General features: G+C 62.1%; 19 protein-coding genes and 1 pseudogene. 10 read left to right on the forward strand and 10 right to left on the reverse strand.

Translation table 11 applies throughout. The features are described 5' to 3' along the window. Positions 1-14: 14 nt before the first annotated feature. Positions 15-923, forward strand: a complete 909-nt coding sequence (locus ACR0CU_RS04640; RefSeq protein WP_073279503.1) for an AAA family ATPase — start codon at positions 15-17, stop codon at positions 921-923. A 37-nt stretch (positions 924-960) separates the two neighbouring features. Further along, entirely contained in the window at positions 961-2,217 is a 1,257-nt protein-coding gene (locus ACR0CU_RS04645; RefSeq protein WP_170442582.1) for a vWA domain-containing protein, read from the forward strand. 2 nt (positions 2,218-2,219) lie between these two features. Here the strand turns inward: ACR0CU_RS04645 and ACR0CU_RS04650 are convergent, their stop codons facing one another. Beyond that, on the reverse strand, positions 2,220-2,720 hold the full coding sequence (locus ACR0CU_RS04650; protein ID WP_170338859.1) for a hypothetical protein: 501 nt from the start codon (positions 2,718-2,720) through the stop codon (positions 2,220-2,222). A 256-nt stretch (positions 2,721-2,976) separates the two neighbouring features. Between ACR0CU_RS04650 and ACR0CU_RS04655 the strand changes: the two genes are divergently transcribed. From ACR0CU_RS04655 to ACR0CU_RS04675, 5 genes are all read left to right on the forward strand, one after another. Further along, on the forward strand, positions 2,977-3,945 hold the full coding sequence (locus ACR0CU_RS04655) for an XdhC family protein (protein WP_170445688.1): 969 nt from the start codon (positions 2,977-2,979) through the stop codon (positions 3,943-3,945). Next, the gene (locus ACR0CU_RS04660; RefSeq protein ID WP_170445691.1) at positions 3,942-4,946 is read left to right on the forward strand and encodes a molybdopterin-binding protein; all 1,005 of its coding nucleotides are present in this window, start codon (positions 3,942-3,944) and stop codon (positions 4,944-4,946) included. Before ACR0CU_RS04655 ends, ACR0CU_RS04660 begins: the two co-directional genes overlap by 4 nt. A gap of 148 nt (positions 4,947-5,094) precedes the next feature. Further along, entirely contained in the window at positions 5,095-5,580 is a 486-nt protein-coding gene (locus ACR0CU_RS04665; RefSeq protein ID WP_149775244.1) for a (2Fe-2S)-binding protein, read from the forward strand. 81 nt (positions 5,581-5,661) lie between these two features. Beyond that, positions 5,662-8,022: a xanthine dehydrogenase family protein molybdopterin-binding subunit gene (locus ACR0CU_RS04670; RefSeq protein WP_480642549.1), complete on the forward strand. Its 2,361-nt coding sequence runs from the start codon at positions 5,662-5,664 to the stop codon at positions 8,020-8,022. A 100-nt stretch (positions 8,023-8,122) separates the two neighbouring features. Continuing rightward, on the forward strand, positions 8,123-8,914 hold the full coding sequence (locus ACR0CU_RS04675) for an FAD binding domain-containing protein (RefSeq protein WP_480642551.1): 792 nt from the start codon (positions 8,123-8,125) through the stop codon (positions 8,912-8,914). Between the two features lie 44 nt (positions 8,915-8,958). Here ACR0CU_RS04675 and ACR0CU_RS04680 read toward each other — a convergent pair whose 3' ends face one another. Then, positions 8,959-9,861, reverse strand: a complete 903-nt coding sequence (locus tag ACR0CU_RS04680; protein ID WP_480642552.1) for a MurR/RpiR family transcriptional regulator — start codon at positions 9,859-9,861, stop codon at positions 8,959-8,961. A gap of 88 nt (positions 9,862-9,949) precedes the next feature. On the opposite strand from ACR0CU_RS04680, the gene ACR0CU_RS04685 reads away from it, so the two are divergent. Both ACR0CU_RS04685 and ACR0CU_RS04690 read left to right on the forward strand, forming a co-directional pair. Beyond that, the gene (locus tag ACR0CU_RS04685) at positions 9,950-10,711 is read left to right on the forward strand and encodes a beta-keto acid cleavage family enzyme (protein ID WP_480642554.1); all 762 of its coding nucleotides are present in this window, start codon (positions 9,950-9,952) and stop codon (positions 10,709-10,711) included. A 1-nt stretch (position 10,712) separates the two neighbouring features. Further along, the gene (locus ACR0CU_RS04690; protein WP_170523936.1) at positions 10,713-12,029 is read left to right on the forward strand and encodes an aspartate aminotransferase family protein; all 1,317 of its coding nucleotides are present in this window, start codon (positions 10,713-10,715) and stop codon (positions 12,027-12,029) included. Positions 12,030-12,108: 79 nt separating this feature from the next. Here the strand turns inward: ACR0CU_RS04690 and infC are convergent, their stop codons facing one another. From infC to cobA, 7 genes and pseudogenes are all read right to left on the reverse strand, one after another. Then, positions 12,109-12,684, reverse strand: coding sequence for a translation initiation factor IF-3 (gene infC / locus ACR0CU_RS04695; protein WP_311201685.1), 576 nt, complete (start codon positions 12,682-12,684; stop codon positions 12,109-12,111). A gap of 131 nt (positions 12,685-12,815) precedes the next feature. Beyond that, a complete protein-coding gene (locus ACR0CU_RS04700) occupies positions 12,816-13,649 on the reverse strand; it encodes a ferredoxin--NADP reductase (RefSeq protein WP_170445705.1) in 834 nt (277 codons plus the stop codon). A gap of 88 nt (positions 13,650-13,737) precedes the next feature. Then, positions 13,738-14,145 (reverse strand): DUF934 domain-containing protein, encoded by a 408-nt coding sequence (locus ACR0CU_RS04705; RefSeq protein ID WP_170437379.1) that lies wholly within the window; start codon positions 14,143-14,145, stop codon positions 13,738-13,740. Next, complete coding sequence (locus ACR0CU_RS04710; RefSeq protein ID WP_170445706.1) at positions 14,142-14,903, reverse strand: phosphoadenylyl-sulfate reductase; 762 nt, start codon at positions 14,901-14,903, stop codon at positions 14,142-14,144. The genes ACR0CU_RS04705 and ACR0CU_RS04710 overlap by 4 nt, the downstream gene beginning before the upstream one ends. Beyond that, positions 14,893-16,557: a nitrite/sulfite reductase gene (locus ACR0CU_RS04715; RefSeq protein ID WP_170445709.1), complete on the reverse strand. Its 1,665-nt coding sequence runs from the start codon at positions 16,555-16,557 to the stop codon at positions 14,893-14,895. The genes ACR0CU_RS04710 and ACR0CU_RS04715 overlap by 11 nt, the downstream gene beginning before the upstream one ends. 65 nt (positions 16,558-16,622) lie before the next feature. Then, entirely contained in the window at positions 16,623-16,937 is a 315-nt protein-coding gene (locus tag ACR0CU_RS04720; protein ID WP_093961929.1) for a DUF2849 domain-containing protein, read from the reverse strand. Further along, positions 16,937-17,683, reverse strand: a pseudogene (gene cobA, locus ACR0CU_RS04725) (uroporphyrinogen-III C-methyltransferase); the annotation flags it as partial. The gene ACR0CU_RS04720 and the pseudogene cobA, both read right to left, overlap by 1 nt. A 174-nt stretch (positions 17,684-17,857) precedes the next feature. On the opposite strand from cobA, the gene ACR0CU_RS04730 reads away from it, so the two are divergent. Then, the gene (locus ACR0CU_RS04730; RefSeq protein ID WP_093961931.1) at positions 17,858-18,337 is read left to right on the forward strand and encodes an Lrp/AsnC family transcriptional regulator; all 480 of its coding nucleotides are present in this window, start codon (positions 17,858-17,860) and stop codon (positions 18,335-18,337) included. Positions 18,338-18,344: 7 nt separating this feature from the next. On the opposite strand, the gene ACR0CU_RS04735 is transcribed toward ACR0CU_RS04730, so the two are convergent. After that, the gene (locus ACR0CU_RS04735; RefSeq protein ID WP_170446038.1) at positions 18,345-19,526 is read right to left on the reverse strand and encodes a cytochrome P450; all 1,182 of its coding nucleotides are present in this window, start codon (positions 19,524-19,526) and stop codon (positions 18,345-18,347) included. Positions 19,527-19,546 lie beyond the last annotated feature (20 nt).

The following is a 19,546-nucleotide window of genomic DNA, read 5'->3' on the forward strand; positions in this document are numbered from 1 at the left end:
GGAGATTGAGACACATGAGCCAGCCAGATTCCATCGACGCCGTTCAGAAGATGCTGGGCGAACAGGGCTATGTCTGTGGCCGCGCCCTGGCCACCGTGGTGTTCCTGTCGCTGAGACTGGGCCGGCCGCTGTTTCTGGAAGGTGAAGCGGGCGTCGGCAAGACCGAGATCGCCAAGGCCCTGGCCTCTGGACTTGGCCGCCGCCTGATCCGGCTGCAATGCTATGAAGGGCTCGATGCGTCATCGGCCGTCTATGAATGGAACTTTCCCGCGCAGATGGTGGCCATCCGCACCGCCGAGGCGGTCGGCGGGTCCGACCGGAAGGGTCTGCAGGAGGAACTGTTTAGCGGCGACTATCTGATCCGCCGCCCGCTGCTCGAGGCGATGGAGCCCGACCCGGCTGGCCCGCCGGTGCTGCTGATCGACGAGTTGGACCGCACCGACGAACCGTTCGAGGCCTTCCTGCTGGAGGCACTGAGCGACTTCCAGGTGACGATCCCCGAGATCGGCACGATCAAGGCGCCCGAACCGCCTATCGTCATCGTCACGTCGAACCGCACGCGCGAGGTGCATGACGCGCTCAAGCGCCGCTGCCTTTACCACTGGGTCGATTACCCCGATTTCGACCGAGAGTTGGAGATCCTGCACGCCCGCGCGCCCGAGGCCGCCGAGGCGCTGAGCCGCGAGGTTGTGGCCTTTGTCCAGCATCTGCGCACCGAGGACCTGTTCAAGAAACCCGGCGTGGCCGAGACCATCGACTGGGCGAAGTGCCTGCTGGCGCTGGACGTGATCAACCTCAGCCCCGAGGTGATCGGCGACACGCTGGGCGCGATCCTGAAATACCAGGACGACATCCAGAAACTTCAAGGCTCCGAGGCCAAGCGCATTCTGGATCAGGCCAAAGCCACGCTCGAACCAGTCTGATGTCGTCGCGGCGCCAAAACACTCCGGGGGCCTAGCGATGGCCGAACAGCTTCCGCTGGATATCCCGGCCGATCCGAAACTGGCGCAGAACATCACCCATTTCGCGCGCGCCTTGCGCAAGGCCGGGCTGCCGATCGGCCCCGGCCGCGTGGTCGATGCCATCCGCGCGGTGCAGGCGGCGGGCTTTACCCGCAAGCAGGATTTCTATTGGACCCTGCACGCCTGTTTCGTGAACCGGCCCGAGCATCGCACCGTGTTTGCCCAGATCTTCCGCCTGTACTGGCGCGACCCGCGGTATCTTGAGCACATGATGTCGATGATGCTGCCGGCCATTCGTGGCGTTCAGGAGGAACGCATGGCCGAAGCGGGCGAAAAACGCGCGGCCGAGGCCCTGCTGGACGGTGTCGAACGGGACGAGCCCAAGGACGTCGAGCAAGAAGGCGAAAGCGAAATCGAGATTGATGCCACGCAGACCGCCTCGTCCGAGGAACGGCTGCGGTCGCTGGATTTCGAACAGATGAGCACCGCGGAAACCGCGCAGGCCAAGCGGATTCTGGCGCGGCTGAAATTGCCTGTGGACCCGATCGCCTCGCGCCGGGGGCAGGCCAGCCATCTGGGCCAGCGGATCGACCGGGCGCGCACCTTGCGCGCGGCCATGCGTCAGGGCGGCGAGATGCACCAGATCGCACTGGTCAAACCGAAACCGCGCTGGCCCAACTTGATCGCGCTGTGTGACATCTCGGGGTCGATGAGCCAGTACAGCCGGATCATCCTGCACTTTCTGCACACGGTCTCGAACGCCAAGGGGGCCGGCTGGGCCAAGGTGCATGCGTTCACCTTCGGCACGCGGCTGACGAACATCACGCGGCACCTGCATCAGCGCGACGTCGATGCCGCGCTGGCCGCCGCCGGGGCCGAGGCTCAGGATTGGGAGGGCGGCACGCGCATCGGCGAATGCCTGCACCAGTTCAACCGCGACTGGTCGCGCCGGGTGATGGGGCAGGGGGCCGTGGTGCTACTGATCACCGACGGGCTGGAACGGGGTGACCCCGATCTGCTGGAAAAAGAGATCGAACGCCTGCATCTGTCGGCCCGGCGGTTGATCTGGCTGAACCCGCTGCTGCGCTGGGACGGGTTCGCGCCAAAGGCGCAAGGCGTCGCCACCATGCTGCCGCATGTGGACAGCTTCCGTGCCGGTCATTCGATTGCATCGCTTGAGGATCTGGCCGCCGTGATTTCACGACCCGACGACCAGGGAGAGAAAGCGCGGTTGTTGGCCGCGCTTTCAGGCTAACGTTACTGCAGTTGCTTTTCGTTGCACTCGCGCGCCATTTCCATGGCCTTGTAGGTGCCGGTCAGATCGACGGTGAAGCCAAAGGACTTCTCGGGGAACACCGCCATGACCTTTTGCTTGGCCAGGTCGTCGGCGAATTGGGGGTCGTCCGACAGGACATAGCCGCCCGAATACCCCTTGGTGATGTTGCCCTTCATGCCGGTCGCCTCACCGACATACAGGTTGTCGCCCAGCAGGATCGCGACTGCCTCCTTGTCGCCGCGCTTGATGTCGGTTTCCGCCTTGGTAAACACACCGACATATCCAACGCTGCGGTCTTCGGTCAGACCCATCTGCACCACGTTCTCGGCATCATCGACCGCTTCGATCAGGCATGACTTCTTGTCCTTGTCGACAAAGACTTTCCAGCCCTCGACCTCTCCGTAGCGTTCGAAAGTGTCGGCCCAGGCGCTGCCTGCAATCAATGCCGCTGCGCCGATGGTTAGTGTAAATATCTGTTTCAAGACATTGTCTCCTTTACGAAATCTCTTGCGTCAATTCGGCCGCAAGTCGGGCCTGTCCGCAGGCTAGTCGGCGTCCGAAAAACAATCAAATGTTTGATTGTCTGTCGCGGACTTCGGCCGAAACCTGCCTTCTGCGTCACGTGAAGAACCAAGTTGGCAGGGTCGGTGCTCGAGATAATCCACCCGAGAACGCGCTCCTTGCTTTTCATCGCGTCAATCCTGCTTATGTTGATGCGAACCACCGCGGGAGGGTCCGATGGACAGATTTGACAACAGTCCGGAAACGGCATTGGCGTGGTTTCGCGAGGGTCGCGGTGCGGTTCTGGCGACGGTCGTCGAAACCTGGGGCAGCGCACCTCGGCGGGTGGGCGCTCAGTTGGTCATCAGCGGCGACGGCCGGATCGAGGGCTCGGTCTCGGGCGGATGTGTCGAAGGCGCGGTGATCGTCGAGGCGCTTGAAGCCATCGAAGAAGGCGAAGCGCGCCTGCTGGAATTCGGGGTCAGCGACGAGGATGCCTTTGCCGTCGGGCTGGCCTGCGGCGGCACGATCCGGGTTCTAGTCGAGCCGGTGGGCTCGGTCCTGCCCGAACTGATGCTGGCCGAACTGGTGGCGGCGCGGGCGCGGCGCGAGCCCGTGGCCTATGAGGTCAATGTCGAAACTGGCCACCGCGCGCTGCGGCGCAACGCCTATGCGGACCGGTTGCGCATGGATCGTTCAGGGTTCGAAGAAGACGGTCAGACCTTCGTGGCCGTGCACAACCCGCCCTTGCGGCTGATCGTGGTGGGCGCGGTCCATATCGCGCAGGCGCTGGTGCCGATGGCGCGGATCGCGGGCTATGACCCGATCATCATCGACCCGCGCGAGGCGTTTGCGTCCAAATCCCGCTTTCCCGGTGAAAAGTTGCTGACCGACTGGCCGGACGAGGCCGTGGCCAGCATCGGACTGGATGCGCGTACGGCGGTGGTTCTGCTGACCCACGACCCCAAGCTGGATGATCCGGCCCTGCAGGCTGCGCTGAACTCGGACGTGTTCTATATCGGCGCGCTGGGGTCGTCGCGCACCCATGCGAAACGGGTGCAGCGGATGACCGAGGCGGGCTTCTCGGCGGAACAGTTGCAGCGCATCCACGGGCCGATCGGCCTGGATATCGGCGCGGCCGGACCGGCCGAGATTGCCGTTGCGATCATCGCGCAGATGACGGCGGTGCTGCGGGGCAAGGCATGAAGTTCGGCCCTGTACCGGTTGCGGTCGCGAAGGGCGCGATCCTTGCGCATTCGGTCATGGCTGGCACGAAAAAGCTGCGCAAGGGACTGATGCTGGACGACACGCATGTCGCCCTTTTGGCCGAGGCGGGCGTGTACGAGGTGGTCGTTGCGCGGCTGGAACCCGGCGACTGTCACGAGGACGAGGCCGCGCGCCAATTGGCTGCGGCACTGACCCCGGATCCGAAGGGGGCCAACTTGCGCGTGACCGAGCCGTTTACAGGCCGCGTCAACCTAATTGCGGATCAAGCTGGGGTTGCCGCTCTGGACGTAGAGGCTCTGCTTGCGTTCAATCAGGTCAACCCGATGATCACTGTGGCCACCGTTCCTCAGCATCAGCAGATGGGTGCGGGTGGCATGGTCGCCACGATCAAGGTCATTTCCTACGCGGTGCCGCTGGCGGACGTTCAGCGCGCGGCCGAGCTGGCAAAAGGGGCCATTCGCCTGGCAGCGCCGAAGTTTGGCAGCGCCGGGTTGGTGGTGACCGACATTCCCGGCGGGCCGCCGAACGACAAGGGCATCGCCGCGATGCGCGGCCGGGTCGAGGCCCTGGGTCTGAGCCTGGAGGACGTGCAGATCGTTCCGCACGCGGTCGACGCTCTGGCGCAGGCATTGTCCCGGATGAACACCGATATCGTGATGATCCTTACCGGCTCGGCCACATCCGATGTCGAGGACGTGGCGCCTCAGGCTGTTCGGCGCGCGGGCGGGCAGGTGGACCGTTTCGGTATGCCGGTTGATCCGGGCAACCTGTTGTTTCTCGGGGTTTTGGGCAAGCGGCCGGTCATCGGTTTGCCGGGATGCGCACGTTCGCCCGCGTTGAATGGGGCTGACTGGGTGCTGTCTCGGGTCGCCTGCGGCATCCCGACCACCGGAGCCGATATCGCGGCGATGGGCGTCGGTGGTCTGCTCAAGGAAATCCCGACCCGTCCGCAACCTCGGGCTAAACGCAAAGTGACGTAACGGCAGTTTCGCCCCGTTGGCGACCTGCAATACATGTTGGCAGTTGGCTCCCAAGGGGCGGGTTGGAAACGGCCAAGTTTTTTGTTCTCAAACGACTTTTCCCGTGTTTAACTCGGGCCAAGGATAAATACGAAAATGGGAGGAACTTATGACACAGGTCTCAATGACCGTGAACGGAAAGACCGTGAGCGGTGATGTCGAAGGCCGGACGCTGCTGTCCAGCTTTCTGCGTGATCACCTGTCCCTGACCGGTACCCATGTGGGCTGTGACACGGCCCAATGCGGCGCCTGCGTGGTTCATGTGAACGGCGAGGCGGTGAAGTCCTGCAACATGCTGGCGCTCGAGGCGGATGGAGCAGAGGTTGGCACCATCGAAGGGCAGGCCAACCCGGACGGATCGCTGAACGTGATCCAGCAGGCGTTTCAGGATCATCACGGCCTGCAATGCGGTTTCTGCACGCCCGGCATGGTGATGTCGGCAGCGGCCCTGCTGAAGGAAAACCCGCGCCCGACCGAGGCCGAAATCCGCAAATACCTGGAAGGCAACCTGTGCCGCTGCACCGGGTACCACAACATCGTCAAGGCGATCATGGCCGCGTCCGGCCAGGACGTCAGCCACATCGCCGCCGAGTGATGCCGCTGCGGGCGTGACTGAGAACGCCCGTGGGATGACTGGGATGCACGCAAGCATCCGTTTATGGGAGGAGAACAAGCTATGCCCAAAGACAGTGGCATCGGAGCCAGTTCCAAGCGCCGCGAGGACGTGCGCTTTTTGACCGGAGCGGGCAATTACACCGACGACATCAACGTACGTGGTCAGGCCTATGTGTATTTTCTGCGATCCGACATCGCGCATGGCCGGATCAAAAGCATCGACACGTCCGCCGCCGAGTCCATGCCCGGCGTGGTCCGGGTGTTCACCGGCAAGGATTTCGAAGGCGTGGGCGGCATGCCCTGCGGCTGGGAGGTGACCGACAAGCACGGCGCACCCATGCAGGAACCGCCGCACCCGATCCTGGCGCAAGGCAAGGTACGCCATGTGGGCGACCCGATCGCGGCCGTCGTGGCCGACAGTCTTGAGCAGGCCCGCGACGCGGCCGAAGCGATCGACGTGGATATCGAGGAACTGCCTGCCGTTCTGGACATGAAAGCCGCCGCCGAAGAGGGCGCGCCGCTGGTCCATGACGATCTGAAAAACAACATCTGCTATGACTGGCAGTTGGGCGAGGCCGACGATGCCAAGGTGAACGAGGTTTTCGCCAATGCGGCGCATGTCACCACCTTGGAACTGGTGAACAACCGCCTGGTCGCCAACCCGATGGAGCCGCGCGTGGCCGTGGCGGAATACAGCCGGGGCACGGATGAATACACGCTTTATACCACCTCGCAGAACCCGCATGTGATCCGGCTGCTGATGTGCGCCTTCGTGCTGGGCCTGCCCGAGCACAAGGTCCGCGTCGTGGCGCCGGACGTAGGTGGCGGTTTTGGCACCAAGATCTTCCACTACGCGGAAGAGGCGTTCTGTACCTTCGCCGCCAAGGCCTGCAACCGTCCGGTCAAGTGGACGGCCAGCCGCTCCGAGGCGTTCATGTCGGATGCACAGGGCCGTGACCATGTCAGCAAGATCGAACTGGCGCTGGATGCCGACAACAATTTCGTCGGGCTGCGGACAAACACTTTTGCCAATCTGGGCGCGTATCTGTCGACGTTTTCCAGCTCGGTGCCGACCTGGCTGCACGGGACGCTGATGGCAGGCAACTACAAGACGCCGGTCATTCAGGTGAACGTGCGGGCGATGTTCACCAACACCGTGCCGGTGGATGCCTATCGCGGCGCAGGCCGCCCCGAGGCGACCTATCAGCTGGAGCGCGTGATCGACAAAGCCGCGCGCGAGCTGGGGGTCGACCCGGTGGCGCTGCGCCGGCAGAACTTCATCACGCAGTTCCCCTATGACACGCCTGTGGCGCTGACCTACGACACCGGCGACTACAACGGCACCATGGACAAGCTGGAGCAGGCCGCCGATTTCGCGGGCTTCCCGGCACGTCGCGCCGAAAGCGAGGCGCGGGGCAAGCTGCGCGGCCTGGGCGTGAACTGCTATATCGAGGCCTGCGGCATCGCGCCTTCGAACATCGTAGGCATGCTGGGGGCGCGTGCGGGCCTGTATGACGCGGCAACCGTTCGGGTGAACGCCACCGGCTCGATCAGCGTCATGGTCGGGGCGCACAGCCACGGGCAGGGGCACGAGACCGCCTTTCCGCAGGTCGTGGCCGACATGATCGGCATCGACGAGTCGATGGTCGAGATCGTGCACGGCGATACCTCGAAGATCCCGTTTGGCATGGGCACCTATGGGTCGCGCTCTCTCGCGGTCTGTGGATCGGCCATGGTCAAGGCGACCGAGAAGGTGATCGACAAGGCCAAGAAGATCGCGGCGCACCTGCTGGAGGCGTCCGAGGCCGATATCGAGCTTAAGGATGGCCAGTTCACCGTGGCCGGCACCGACAAGTCGGTGGCCTGGGGGGATGTGACCCTGACGGCCTATGTGCCGCACAACTTCCCGCTGGAGGTCGAGCCGGGGCTGGAGGAGACCGCGTTCTATGATCCGGCCAACTTCACCTTCCCGGCCGGCGCCTATGCCTGCGAGGTCGAGGTTGACCCTGAGACCGGGCAGGTGACCATCGAACGGTTCACCGCAGCGGATGATTTCGGCAACATCATCAACCCGATGATCGTTGACGGCCAGGTGCATGGCGGTATCGGGCAGGGGATCGGTCAGGCCCTGCTGGAAAACTGCGTCTATGACGAAAACGGCCAGCTGTTGAGCGCGTCCTTCATGGACTATGCCATGCCGCGGGCCGATGACGTGCCGTTCTATACCGTCGATCATTCCAGCCAGACGCCATGCACGCACAACCCGCTGGGCGTGAAGGGCTGCGGCGAGGCCGGGGCGATTGGATCGCCGCCTGCGGTGGTTAATGCCGTGATCGATGCGCTGCAATCGGGCGGCGAGGCGGTGGACCACATCGATATGCCGGTCAGCCCGTCGCGTGTTTGGGCGGCGATGAACAGCTGAGTGGAGAGGTTGGTGTGCGAGGGGCCAGCCCCTCGCGCTTCCTGGTCAATCAAATGCCAGATGAAGGGCGGTTCCGCGCCTTTCGGAAAGGAAAAGCGAAATGTACAATTTCGAGTTCAAGAACCCCTCGACCATTGCTGATGCGGTTGCCGCGTTGGCAGGAGAGGATGCACAGGCGTTGGGGGGCGGTCAGACCCTGATCCCGACGATGAAGCAAAGACTGGCCTCACCCGCGACGCTGGTGAGCCTGGGTGCCATTCCCGAGTTGAAGGGCGTCTGCATCGAAGATGATGGGTCGATTTCGATTGGAGCGGCGACCACGCATGCCACGGTAGCAGCAGAAGTTGCGGGCAAGTATCCCGCGCTGGCTGATCTGGCGGGGCATATCGGTGATCCTGCCGTTCGCAACAGAGGCACGATAGGCGGGTCACTGGCCAACAACGATCCGGCGGCCTGCTACCCCGCAGCTGCATTGGGGTCAGGCGCGACCATTCGTACAAATGCGCGCGAAATCGCCGCGGATGACTTCTTTCAGGGCATGTTCACGTCAGCGCTGGACGAGGGCGAGCTGATCACGACGGTCCGGTTCCCGGTACCGCAGGCAGCGAGTTACCAGAAGTTTCTGCAGCCTGCCTCGCGCTTTGCGCTGGTGGGTGTTTTCCTTGCCCGCTTCGCGGACGGGGTGCGCGTTGCCGTGACCGGAGCCAACGAAGACGGCGTGTTCCGTTGGAGCGAAGCCGAGCAGGCGCTGAGCAAGGAATTCCGGCCCGATGCCCTTATGGATCTTCGGGTCAACCCGATGAACATGATCGGAGATCTGCACGGCAGCAAAGACTACCGCGCGCACTTGGTGGGTGTCATGACCCGGCGGGCGGTTCAAGCCTGCATGTAACGCGGTCGCGGTGACTGCTTTGGGCCCCGGACGTGTTCCGGGGCCTATTTCTTTTTCGCGACACGCGGAAGCCTTTTGGGCTGCCAGTAGGCTCCGGCATCCTCGCGCGCTTTCTGATAGTCCTGAACCCGGTGATAAGCCGCGTCGCCCTTGACTGCGAAAAGGTGGCTTAGAAGAACCTCGAGAACGGCCATCGCTCCGGAGAAGCTGGAGAACTGATGCTGTGATCGGGTGCTGACGGTCAGCATCACGTCCGCCTCGACCCCCGGAGCAATGACATCGCTGTCGGCCAGCAGAACAACACGCATACCCTTTTCCCGGGCAGACCGGATGGCACGTATCGTGTCGGCCGAATAGGGATGAACGGTGATCGCGAACAGGCATTCGGTTTCGCTGGCGTTCAGAAGGTCGTCGATGGCCGATCCCATATGCCTGGGGATCAACTGCATTCCCGGGTGGGCCATACGTCCGGCGTAGTGGAAGTAATAGGCCAAGGCATAGCTTGCGCGGGTTGCAGTGACCAAGCACTGGGGAGCATCGGACATCAGGGTGACTGCGGATCTGACCTTGCCCGGATCCAGCTGGCGCAACGAACGTGACACCACGTTCATTTCGTTTCGCGCATAGCTGGCCTGTGCCGACGCAAAGGCATCGCCGGCATTCAACTGGGTCAGCCAATCCCGGCTGAGGCGGTCTTCGCTGTCTGTCACAAGATCCCTGCGGAAAGGGCGGCGAAAGGCTTCGAAGCCATCAAAACCAAGATGCTGCGCCAGCCGAACGATCACGTTTGTGCTGACGCCGATCTTTTTGGCAGACACGCGGATGGAGTCGATTCCGAAATCGCCCGGATGGTCGATGATGTATTTTGTTGCGGCCTGCAATTGGGCCGGCAAATGGTCGATCTCTCGGCGCAGCCGATCCATCAGGTAGTGAGTTGAGGGTGTCATGATGGTAGAAAAACAAATGTTATGATTATTACAAGAGAAAAACATCCTCGCACGAGCTAAGCACGCAAGAAACCGATAGGATGATTCAATGTCTGACACACAGGCTTCGTCGCTTCCGTATGTTTTGGTCGCACCGAACGGTGCGCGACGCAGTCATGCGGATCACCCCGCCTTGCCGGTTTCGACCGGTGAGATTGCGGAGACGGCCATTGCCTGCCACGCGGCCGGGGCAAACGGGTTGCACCTGCATGTCAGGGATGGGCAGGGCGCGCATTCTCTGGATGCAGGGCGCTATCGGGAGGCTATGGCCGAGCTTGCCCGAACCGTGCCCACTATGGATGTTCAGATCACGACCGAGGCCGCCGGTATCTTTGACGTTTCTGCGCAGTTGGAGTGCCTGCAGCAGGTGGCCCCGAAATGGGCCTCGATCTCGGTTCGGGAAATTGCGCGCGCGCCCGATCTGGCCCCGCGGGTCTATGCGCTGTGTGCGGAACAGGGAACTCGGGTGCAGCATATCCTCTACGATTCGACGGATGCGGATCTGCTGGAGCGATGGCAGTCGGATGGGATCGTGCGGCGCGAGCAGGAAGACCGCTTGCTGGTGCTGGGACGATATGCCATCGGGCAGGAATCCCAACCGGCGGACCTCGAGGCCTTTCCAGCTGCTCGTACGCCTTGGATGGTTTGTGCATTCGGGCGTCTGGAACACGCCTGTCTGGCGGCTGCGGCAGCTCGTGGCGGCGATGTCAGGGTCGGTTTTGAGAACAGCCTGACGAACTCGGATGGAACCCGATGGACGGACAACGCGGCCTCGGTTGCGGCTTTGATCGCTTTGCTGAAAGGACAATGATATGAGCCATGTTTTTCCGCGCCACACCAAGGCGGAATTGCCGGTCGCTGTCGGCGGTGATGGGTGTTATTTGATCGACGCGCAGGGCAAACGGTATCTCGACTGTGGGGATGCGGCCGTGTCGTGCCTGGGACATTCAAACCCGGCAGTGATCCACGCGGTGCAGGAGCAGGTCCAGAAGATCGCTTTTGCCCATACTGGTTTCATGACCTCAGAACCGGCCGAAGCCCTGGCAGATCTGCTGATCCAGCATGCGCCCGGATCGTTGGACCGGGTCTATTTCGTGTCCGGCGGGTCCGAGGCGACCGAGGCCGCGATCAAGCTGGCGCGCCAGTACTTCCTTGAAATCGGGCAGCCCGAGCGGTCTCGGGTTATCGCACGGCGGCAGAGCTATCATGGCAATACGCTGGGCGCGCTTTCAGCGGGCGGAAATGCATGGCGACGGGCTCAATTCGCTCCAATGCTGATCGAGATGAGCCATATCGCACCCTGCTACGAATATGCCGAAAAGCCCGCAGGCGAGAGCAGCTATGACTATGGCCAACGCGTGGCAAACGAGCTTGAGGTGGAGATCAAGCGGCTGGGACCCGAGACCGTGATGGCGTTTATGGCGGAACCGGTGGTCGGGGCCACATTGGGCGCCGTCCCCGCGGTCGAGGAGTATTTCCAGCGGATCCGCGAAATCTGTGATCAATACGGCGTGTTGTTGATCCTGGACGAGGTCATGTGCGGCATGGGCCGGACCGGCCATCTGTTTGCCTGCGACCACGATGGGGTGGCGCCGGATATTCTTTGCATCGCCAAGGGCTTGGGGGCCGGATATCAACCCATCGGTGCCACGCTGTGCACCGATCGGATTTATGACGCCATCCGAAATGGCTCGGGTTTCTTCCAGCACGGCCATACCTATGTCGGACACCCGGTGGCCACGGCTGCAGCCCTCGCAGTGGTGACAGAGCTTACCTCGCGCGATTTGCCGGCCCGTGCCCGCAACATGGGTGACAAACTGCAAGCCAAACTCGAAGCAGCCTTTGGCCAGCATCCCAATGTCGGGGACATCCGTGGCCGCGGCCTGTTCCGGGGCATCGAACTGGTGGCTGATAGAGATACGCGCGAACCGTTTGACCCGGCCCGGGGAGTGGCGGCCAAGATCAAGAAAGCCGCCGTCGAAGCGGGGTTGATCTGCTATCCGATGTCCGGAACACGCGACGGCAGGAGAGGCGACCATGTGCTTCTGGCCCCGCCATTCATCATCGAAGAGCCGCAGTTGGACGAATTGGTGGACAAGCTGTCGGTTGCGATTTCCAAAGCAATTTGACATGCCGTTCTGAATGTGACCCAAAAACAAAAAAGCTCCCTCGAACGAGGGAGCTTTGGTCACTCGGATCCAAGTGCCGTCACTTCTGGGGAAGCGGTCCGATCATCATGATCATCTGGCGGCCTTCCATCTTCGGCATGTTTTCGATCTTGCCGATTTCCTTGACGTCCTCCGCCACGCGCTCGAGCAGTTCGCGTCCCAGGTTCTGGTGCGCCATTTCCCGGCCGCGGAAGCGCAGGGTCACTTTGACCTTGTCGCCATTCTCGAGAAACTTGAAAACGTTCCGCATCTTGACGTCGTAATCATGCGTATCGGTGTTGGGCCGGAACTTGACCTCTTTCACCTCGATGATCTTCTGTTTCTTGCGGGCTTCGCTTTCGCGTTTCTGCTGCTCGTACTTGAACTTGCCAAAGTCCATGATCTTGCAGACCGGCGGATTCGCGTTGGGCGAGATCTCGACCAGATCAAGACCGGCATCGGCTGCCATCTGCATGGCCTTGGCGGGATGAACCACCCCGACATTCTCACCTTCGGCGCCGATCAGGCGAATTTCGGGGGCACGGATCTTTTCATTGACGCGCGGGCCGGTATCACGTTGTGGCGGCGCGTTGTGAGGTCTGCGGGCTATGGGTTCATTCCTTTGATAATTGCCGATTTCCGAGCCGGGAACTTAAACTGAGACGAAGGTTCTTTCAAGCGCCATATAGGTGCTATGACACGAAATTCGCACGTGTCGACGCGGTGCTCGGGCCGGCGGAACGGGCGTTCGCCGGCCCGGATCTCGGCTCAGCCGACAAAGGCTTTTTCGATCACGAATTCCTTGGGGTCCGAGTTCGCACCCTCGCGCAGGCCGAACTCTTCGAGAATGGCCTTGATGTCGTGGTTGAAGGCCAGGCTGCCGCAGACCATCGCTCGGTCGGTCTCGGGTTTGATGCCGCCTTCGATGCCCACGTCCTTGAAGACAGTTCCGTCCTTCAGCAGGTCGGTGATCCGGCCCATCTTGGGGCTCTGTTCGCGGGTGGTGGTCGGGTAATAGCGGATCTTGTCGGCGAAACCTTCGCCGATCAGTTCGGCCAGCAACTCGTCCTTGCGGATGTTCTCGATTAGCTGGCGGCCATATTCCAGCTCCGCCACCTCGCGGCAGGTGTGGGTGATGATGACCTCGTCGTAGTCCTCATAGGTCTGCGGCTCGCGCAGCAGCGAGGCAAAGGGGGCAAACCCTGTTCCGGTGGCAAAGAACCACAGGCGCTTGCCCGGCAGCAGTGCATCATGCACCAGCGTACCCACGGGTTTGGGCCGCAGAATGATCTGATCGCCGGGCTGGATGTGCTGCAGTTTCGAGGTCAGCGGGCCGTCCTGCACCTTGATCGAATAGAATTCCAGTTCCTCGTCCCACGACGGCGACGCGATCGAATAGGCGCGCAGCAACGGTTTTCCGTTGTCGCCCAAAAGGCCGATCATAACGAATTCGCCCGAGCGGAAGCGCAGCGATTGCGGACGCGTGACCTTGAACGAAAACAGGCGGTCGGTCCAGTGTTTCACTTCCAGAACGGTCTGGGCGTCCGGCAGGACGGGGGCCTTCACGGCGGTTGCTTCGGTCACGGGCTTCATCTCTGTCATCGTTTCACTACCGGTCTGGTAAACCGGCATCTCCGTTTAAGCTTTGATCCAGGTCAGGAAAAGGGGGCAGATTGCCCCGATCGTTGCGTCAGCCGCGCAGGCGGGCCTGATAATCGTGGTCCTGCCAGTTGGCGCGGGCCAGCCATTGGTCCTCGGGCTGGCGGGCGGCAAGGTCTGCGTCAATCTCGACCTCGTCGAAGCCGCTGCGCCGGGCCATCGCGTATTGGTCGGCCAACACGTGTCCCTTCGCGCGCAGGCGGCCTTCATAGCCCTTCAGGCGCAGCGTACGGGCAATGGTAAAGCCTCGGCCATCGGCAAAGGACGGAAAGTCGACGCGCACCATGCGCGTGTTTCCAAGCCGTTCGAACAATTCGTCGGGGTCCGTATCCGAGGTGACGTCCAGTGCGATCACATCGTTTGCGGCATCCTCAAGGGTGACAAAGCCGTCGGTCCAGTCATCAGGGGCAAAGCCCCGGTCATTCACGATCACGTTCATGTTTTCTCTCCGCTGCGTACCATTTTGCCGTCGACGAAATGGATGCCGCATTCTTCCTTGTTCTGATCGCGCCAGCGTCCGGCGCGGGGATCTTCGCCATCCTTCACCGGCGAGGTGCAGGGCGCACAGCCGATCGAGGGATAGCCCTTTGCCACCAACGGATGCCGGGGCAGGCGGTTTTCTTCCATGTAGGCGCGCACGTCCTGAGGCGCCCAATGCGCCAGAGGGTTCACCTTGATCCGGCCGGTGCCGTCCTCGACCTCGAAGAACTCGAGCGTGGCGCGGGTACCGGATTGGAACCGCTTTCGCCCTGTAATCCAGCCTTCATAGCCCGCCAAGGCCCGCTGCAAGGGGAAGGTCTTGCGCAGGTTGCAGCAGGCATCCATGTCGCGCAGCCGCAGTGCGCCATAGGGGTCTTCGCGCTGAATATCCTCGTCATCCGCGCGGATAATCTGGACGTTCTTCAAACCCAGACGCTCGCTGACCTCATGCTGGTATTCCAGCGTCTCGGTAAACAGCATCATCGTGTCGATGAACAGGACCGGCGTGGCCTTGTCGACCACGGCAGCCATGTGCAGCAACACCACCGACTCGGCACCGAAGCTGGAGACCAGCGCCAGGTTGCCTGCCTCCTCAAGCGCACCATGCATGACGTCATGTGCGCTGTGGTGGCGGAACCGGGCGTTCAGCGCCTCGACCTTTTTGGTCAGTTCGCGTCGTTCCCGGCCCAGTTCCGTCTGGATCAGGTCAAGCGGCATTGGCCCGCGCCTCGGGGTAGAGGGCCGCCTTGAACGGGGCCATTCCAACACGGCGGTAGGTTTCCAAAAAGGTCTCCTCGGCGCTTGCGCGCTGTTCCAGATAGGTTTCCACGATACGTTCGACCGCGGGCACGATCTCGTCATAGGCAAAGCCCGGACCGGTGCGGTCGCCGATGGCGGCCGTTTCGGTGGCGTCTCCGCCCAGCGTGATCTGGTAGTTCTCGACGCCCGCGCGATCCAGGCCCAGGATGCCGATGTGACCCACGTGGTGATGCCCGCAGGCGTTGATGCAGCCCGAGATCTTGATCTTCAGGTGGCCGATGTCGTGCTCCAGCTTCAGCTCGTCGAACCGGGTCGCGATCTGCTGCGCCACCGGGATCGAGCGGGCCGTCGCCAGCGCGCAATAGTCCATGCCGGGGCAGGCGATGATGTCGCTGATCAGACCGATATTCGCGGTGGCCAGGCTGTGCTCTTTCAGCTTGGCATGGATCGCGGGCAGGTCCGATTTGTGGACATGCGGCAGGATCACATTCTGCTCGTGGCTGATGCGCAGCTCGTCATAGGCGTATTGCTCGGCCAGATCGGCCATCACGCGCATTTGCTCGGCGGTCGCGTCACCTGGCGTCTGGCCGTGCTTCTTGATCGAGATCGTGACGATCGCGTGATCCGCCTGCTTGTGCGGCGCGATGTTGGTGTCGATCCACGACCGGAAGACCGGGTCGTTCGAATAGGCGCTCTCGAACGCCGCGACCGAACCTTCGCGGAAGGAGGGTGGGGCGAAATGCGCCTTGATCTGATCCAGCAGCGCGATGTCGGCGCCCTTGAACTGTGGGCGTACCTGCAGGAAGCGCTCGTTCACCTTGGCGCGGATCACGTCGATGCCGTGTTCATGCACGGTGATCTTGATGCGCGCCTTGTACTTGTTGTCGCGCCGGCCGATCTGGTTCCAGACCGAAACGGTGGCCTCCAGATAGGCCAGCAGATCGTCGAAGGCGACGAATTCGGACAGCTCCTTGCCGATCATCGGCGTGCGGCCCAGGCCGCCGCCCACCAAGACGCGGGCGCCCAGAACGCCGTCGCGCTCGACCAGTTGCAGGCCGATGTCATGGGCCTTGATCACGGCGCGGTCATGCTCGGACCCGGTGATCGCGATCTTGAACTTGCGCGGCATGAACTGAAATTCCGGGTGGTCGGTGGACCACTGGCGCAGCAGCTCGGCATAGGGGCGCGGGTCGGCGATTTCATCCGCGGCGGCACCGGCGAAATGGTCGGCGGTCACGTTGCGGATGGTGTTGCCGCTGGTTTGGATCGCATGCAGGCCGACCTCGGCCAGCGCGTCCAGCATGTCGGGCACGTCGCGCAGCTTGGGCCAGTTGTACTGGATGTTCTGGCGCGTGGTGAAATGGCCGTAGCCCTTGTCCCACTTCTCGGCCAGTAGGGCCAGTTGGCGCATCTGGGCGCTGTTGAGCGTGCCATAGGGGATGGCCACCCGCAGCATGTAGGCGTGCAGTTGCAGATACAGGCCGTTCATCAGGCGCAGGGGCTTGAACTCGTCCTCGGTCAGCGAGCCGTCGATGCGGCGTTCGACTTGGGCGCGGAACTGTGCGTTGCGCGCGGCCAGGAATGCTTTGTCAAACTCGGAGTAGCGATACATCTTTGGCTGTCCTTTGTTGCAGCCCCGGATCCGGGGCCTTTTTACGGGGAGAGAGGGGCCTGAGGTCAGACCCGGGGCTGCGGGGAAGATTCCTGTTTGCCGTGGGCATAGTTGGACGGACCAGTCCGGCGGAAGTCTTCCCGAAAATGGGTGGGTTCAGGACCGTTTTCGCCTGCAACGACGTCGGCGAGATAGGCACCTACGATCTTGTCGACTTGCTTCTGTGCATCCAGAAGACGCAGCTGAGCGTGCGCTTCGTCGGTGATCAGCTCGGCCTCGCGCAGATCGCGCGACCAACGGTCATCGGCGGTCAGATAGATCACGTCGCCTTCCAGCAGGTCATTTGCGGTAACGACTTTGGGGGTGAAAGCGCGGGCCATCAGGCAAGCTCCTTGTTGAATTCGGTGACGGCTTTGGCCGCGTCGCGCGGGGCCAGGCCATAGAATGTGAGTGCAGGACCGTCGAGGCCGGCAGCGGCGAGGTCTGCAGACAGTTGATCCAGCGTCGTGGCGACAACGCGCTGATCAGGTCGCGAGGCGTTTTCGACCAACGTGACCGGCGTGGCGCGATCGGCGCCGTGCATGATCAGGCGTCCTTGAATGAAGCGCGCGGATTTCTTGCCCATGTAGATGGCTGCAACAGACCCCGGTCGGGCCAGCGCAGCCCAGTCGTGATCGGCAAAGCCCTGCATGTCGTGCCCGGTCAGAAACCGGACCGAGGAGTTTCGGCCGCGTCGGGTCAAGCTTTGGCCAATTCCGGCCACCGCCGCCGAGGCAGCCGTAATGCCGGGAACGATCGTCCACGGGATACCGGCTGCGTCCAGTGCATCGATCTCTTCGTCCAGCCGGCCGAAAAGGGTCGCGTCACCGGATTTGAGGCGAACGACCCGTTGTCCCTTGAGCGCGTAGTCAACCAGCAATGCGTTGATGTCATCCTGCTTCCAGGACGGACCAAAGCCGGCCTTGCCCACGTCGACCAGCCGGGCGTTCTGTCCGGCCAGTTGCAAAACCTCTGGGCTGATCAGGCGATCATGCAAAACAACCTCGGCCCGCTGGAATGCGGACAGGGCCTTGAGAGTCAGCAATTCAGGATCACCGGGTCCCGCGCCGACGAAGTCGACCTGTCCCGTTTGTCCTTTTGTCTGCGTGGCCTTCATTGGGTAGCCCTGGCTGTTGTTTGACTTGGCCCTCAATATAGGAAATATTCCCGACCAGATGCCATATTGCCGAACAAATAAGGACAAGCGTTCTGAATTGCGCGGCAGGCGGAACATGGGTTTTCATTCGGAAGGAAAATTGGAATGTCGGTTCGAATAGACGACACGGATCGGAAAATTCTGGCCGAGCTGCAGCGAGACGCCAGTCAATCGCTGGACGAAATCGCGGCCAAAGTGGGCAGTTCAAAGACACCCGTTTGGAATCGGATCCGCAAGATGAAAGGGGCCGGAATCATCGGTCAGCAGACCGTTTTGCTGGACGCAGAGGCGCTGGGTTTCGAGGCGACGTTCTTTGTTCTGATCCGAACCTCCGAGCATGAGGCGGACTGGCAACGCAAGTTCCTGCAGGCCCTGCGTGATCGTCCCGAAGTTCAAGAGGCGCATCGTCTGGCTGGCGACATCGACTACATTCTGAAAGTTCGGGTCAGGAACGCACGGGCCTACGATGCGTTTTATCAGGCGCTGATCTCGGAAGTGCGCGTGCACAACGTCACCGCGCTGTTGTCGATGGAAGAAATCAAGTCGACCACCATGCTGCCCCTGAACGCCCTGGCCGACACCTGATCGGCGTTCAGGCTTGGACCATTAGTCGTGTCAGCCCGTGGAAATGGTAGGTGTTCGCATATTCCGGAGATTCGGCCAGTCGCAGGCCCGGACAGCGGTCAAAAAGAACCGGCAGAGCGATCCGCATTTCCAGCCGGGCCAGCGGAGCGCCGACGCAGAAATGCAAACCACCGCCAAAGCTCGCGTTGGCCTGAATGCTGCGGGTCGGGTCGAATTTGTCCGGGTCGGTCCAGACGTCCGGGTCACGGTTGGCGGCCCCGAGCATCAACGCCACCTGATCGCCGCGGGCAAACCGATGGCCAAAAACCTCGACGTCCTCATAGACATAGCGCGTGAACATATGTAGCGGCGGGTCGAAGCGCAGGATCTCCTCGACCGTCATGTCGATTGTGTCCGGGCCCAGGGCATCAGGGCTGGTTCCGGACTCCAAAAGCGTTTTGACGCCGTTGCCCAGCGAATGAACGGTCGCCTCATGGCCGGCGTTCAACAAAAGGATGCAAGTTGCGATCAATTCGTCGCGTGACAGTTTCTCGCCGTCTTCCTCTGCCGTGATCAAACGGGTGATCAGATCGTCTTTCGGTTCGGATCGGCGGTGAGAAACGTAGTCGTTCAGAAATGCCGAGAACTCGGCGGAGGCCTGCGCTGCCTGATCTTCGGTCTCACGGGTGCGGCTGGCCTGGTACATGGCGACCATGGCGTGGGACCACTGCAACAACTGCGGTGCCATGTTCTCGGGCACACCCAGCAGGCGGCAGATCGTGATCACCGGAACCTGCGTGCAATAGGCATCCAGAAGGTCGAATGGAGCATCGGGGAACGCGTCGATCAGGTCGTGACACAGCCTTTCGATGTCCGGTGCAAGCGCTCCGATAGCCCGCGAGGTAAAGGCGCGCAGAACCAGAGCGCGAAGGCGGGTATGGCGCGGAGGTTCGGCTTCGAGCAGCGAATGCGCTTCGACCGTCAGCCACGGTGCAAGGTGATCGGGGCCTTTTGTGGCCATCTCCGGCGGTACTTCACGTCCGAAACGCCGATCTCGCAAAAGCGCCTGGACCGCCGCGTGAGACATCGCCGCGGGCATGTCGTAGTCCCGCCAGTACACCAGGTCACCGTGATCGCGCGCTGCCCGGTAGAAAGGGTAGGGGTTTTGAACAAATTCGGGCTCGGTCGGAGATTGGTGCACGGTCTTCATGCGGCGCAGACTTGCCATGC

The organism is Ruegeria sp. BC2, assembly GCF_056539245.1.

What these genes read in the sequence shown, in the direction of transcription:
- ACR0CU_RS04640 (WP_073279503.1), top strand. Translation starts at nt 15, where the DNA reads ATGAGCCAGCCAGATTCCATCGACGCCGTTCAGAAGATGCTGGGCGAA.
- ACR0CU_RS04645 (WP_170442582.1), top strand. Translation starts at nt 961, where the DNA reads ATGGCCGAACAGCTTCCGCTGGATATCCCGGCCGATCCGAAACTGGCG.
- ACR0CU_RS04655 (WP_170445688.1), top strand. Translation starts at nt 2,977, where the DNA reads ATGGACAGATTTGACAACAGTCCGGAAACGGCATTGGCGTGGTTTCGC.
- ACR0CU_RS04660 (WP_170445691.1), top strand. Translation starts at nt 3,942, where the DNA reads ATGAAGTTCGGCCCTGTACCGGTTGCGGTCGCGAAGGGCGCGATCCTT.
- ACR0CU_RS04665 (WP_149775244.1), top strand. Translation starts at nt 5,095, where the DNA reads ATGACACAGGTCTCAATGACCGTGAACGGAAAGACCGTGAGCGGTGAT.
- ACR0CU_RS04670 (WP_480642549.1), top strand. Translation starts at nt 5,662, where the DNA reads ATGCCCAAAGACAGTGGCATCGGAGCCAGTTCCAAGCGCCGCGAGGAC.
- ACR0CU_RS04675 (WP_480642551.1), top strand. Translation starts at nt 8,123, where the DNA reads ATGTACAATTTCGAGTTCAAGAACCCCTCGACCATTGCTGATGCGGTT.
- ACR0CU_RS04680 (WP_480642552.1), bottom strand. Translation starts at nt 9,861, where the DNA reads ATGACACCCTCAACTCACTACCTGATGGATCGGCTGCGCCGAGAGATC.
- ACR0CU_RS04685 (WP_480642554.1), top strand. Translation starts at nt 9,950, where the DNA reads ATGTCTGACACACAGGCTTCGTCGCTTCCGTATGTTTTGGTCGCACCG.
- ACR0CU_RS04690 (WP_170523936.1), top strand. Translation starts at nt 10,713, where the DNA reads ATGAGCCATGTTTTTCCGCGCCACACCAAGGCGGAATTGCCGGTCGCT.
- ACR0CU_RS04700 (WP_170445705.1), bottom strand. Translation starts at nt 13,649, where the DNA reads ATGACAGAGATGAAGCCCGTGACCGAAGCAACCGCCGTGAAGGCCCCC.
- ACR0CU_RS04705 (WP_170437379.1), bottom strand. Translation starts at nt 14,145, where the DNA reads ATGAACGTGATCGTGAATGACCGGGGCTTTGCCCCTGATGACTGGACC.
- ACR0CU_RS04710 (WP_170445706.1), bottom strand. Translation starts at nt 14,903, where the DNA reads ATGCCGCTTGACCTGATCCAGACGGAACTGGGCCGGGAACGACGCGAA.
- ACR0CU_RS04715 (WP_170445709.1), bottom strand. Translation starts at nt 16,557, where the DNA reads ATGTATCGCTACTCCGAGTTTGACAAAGCATTCCTGGCCGCGCGCAAC.
- ACR0CU_RS04720 (WP_093961929.1), bottom strand. Translation starts at nt 16,937, where the DNA reads ATGGCCCGCGCTTTCACCCCCAAAGTCGTTACCGCAAATGACCTGCTG.
- ACR0CU_RS04730 (WP_093961931.1), top strand. Translation starts at nt 17,858, where the DNA reads ATGTCGGTTCGAATAGACGACACGGATCGGAAAATTCTGGCCGAGCTG.
- ACR0CU_RS04735 (WP_170446038.1), bottom strand. Translation starts at nt 19,526, where the DNA reads ATGAAGACCGTGCACCAATCTCCGACCGAGCCCGAATTTGTTCAAAAC.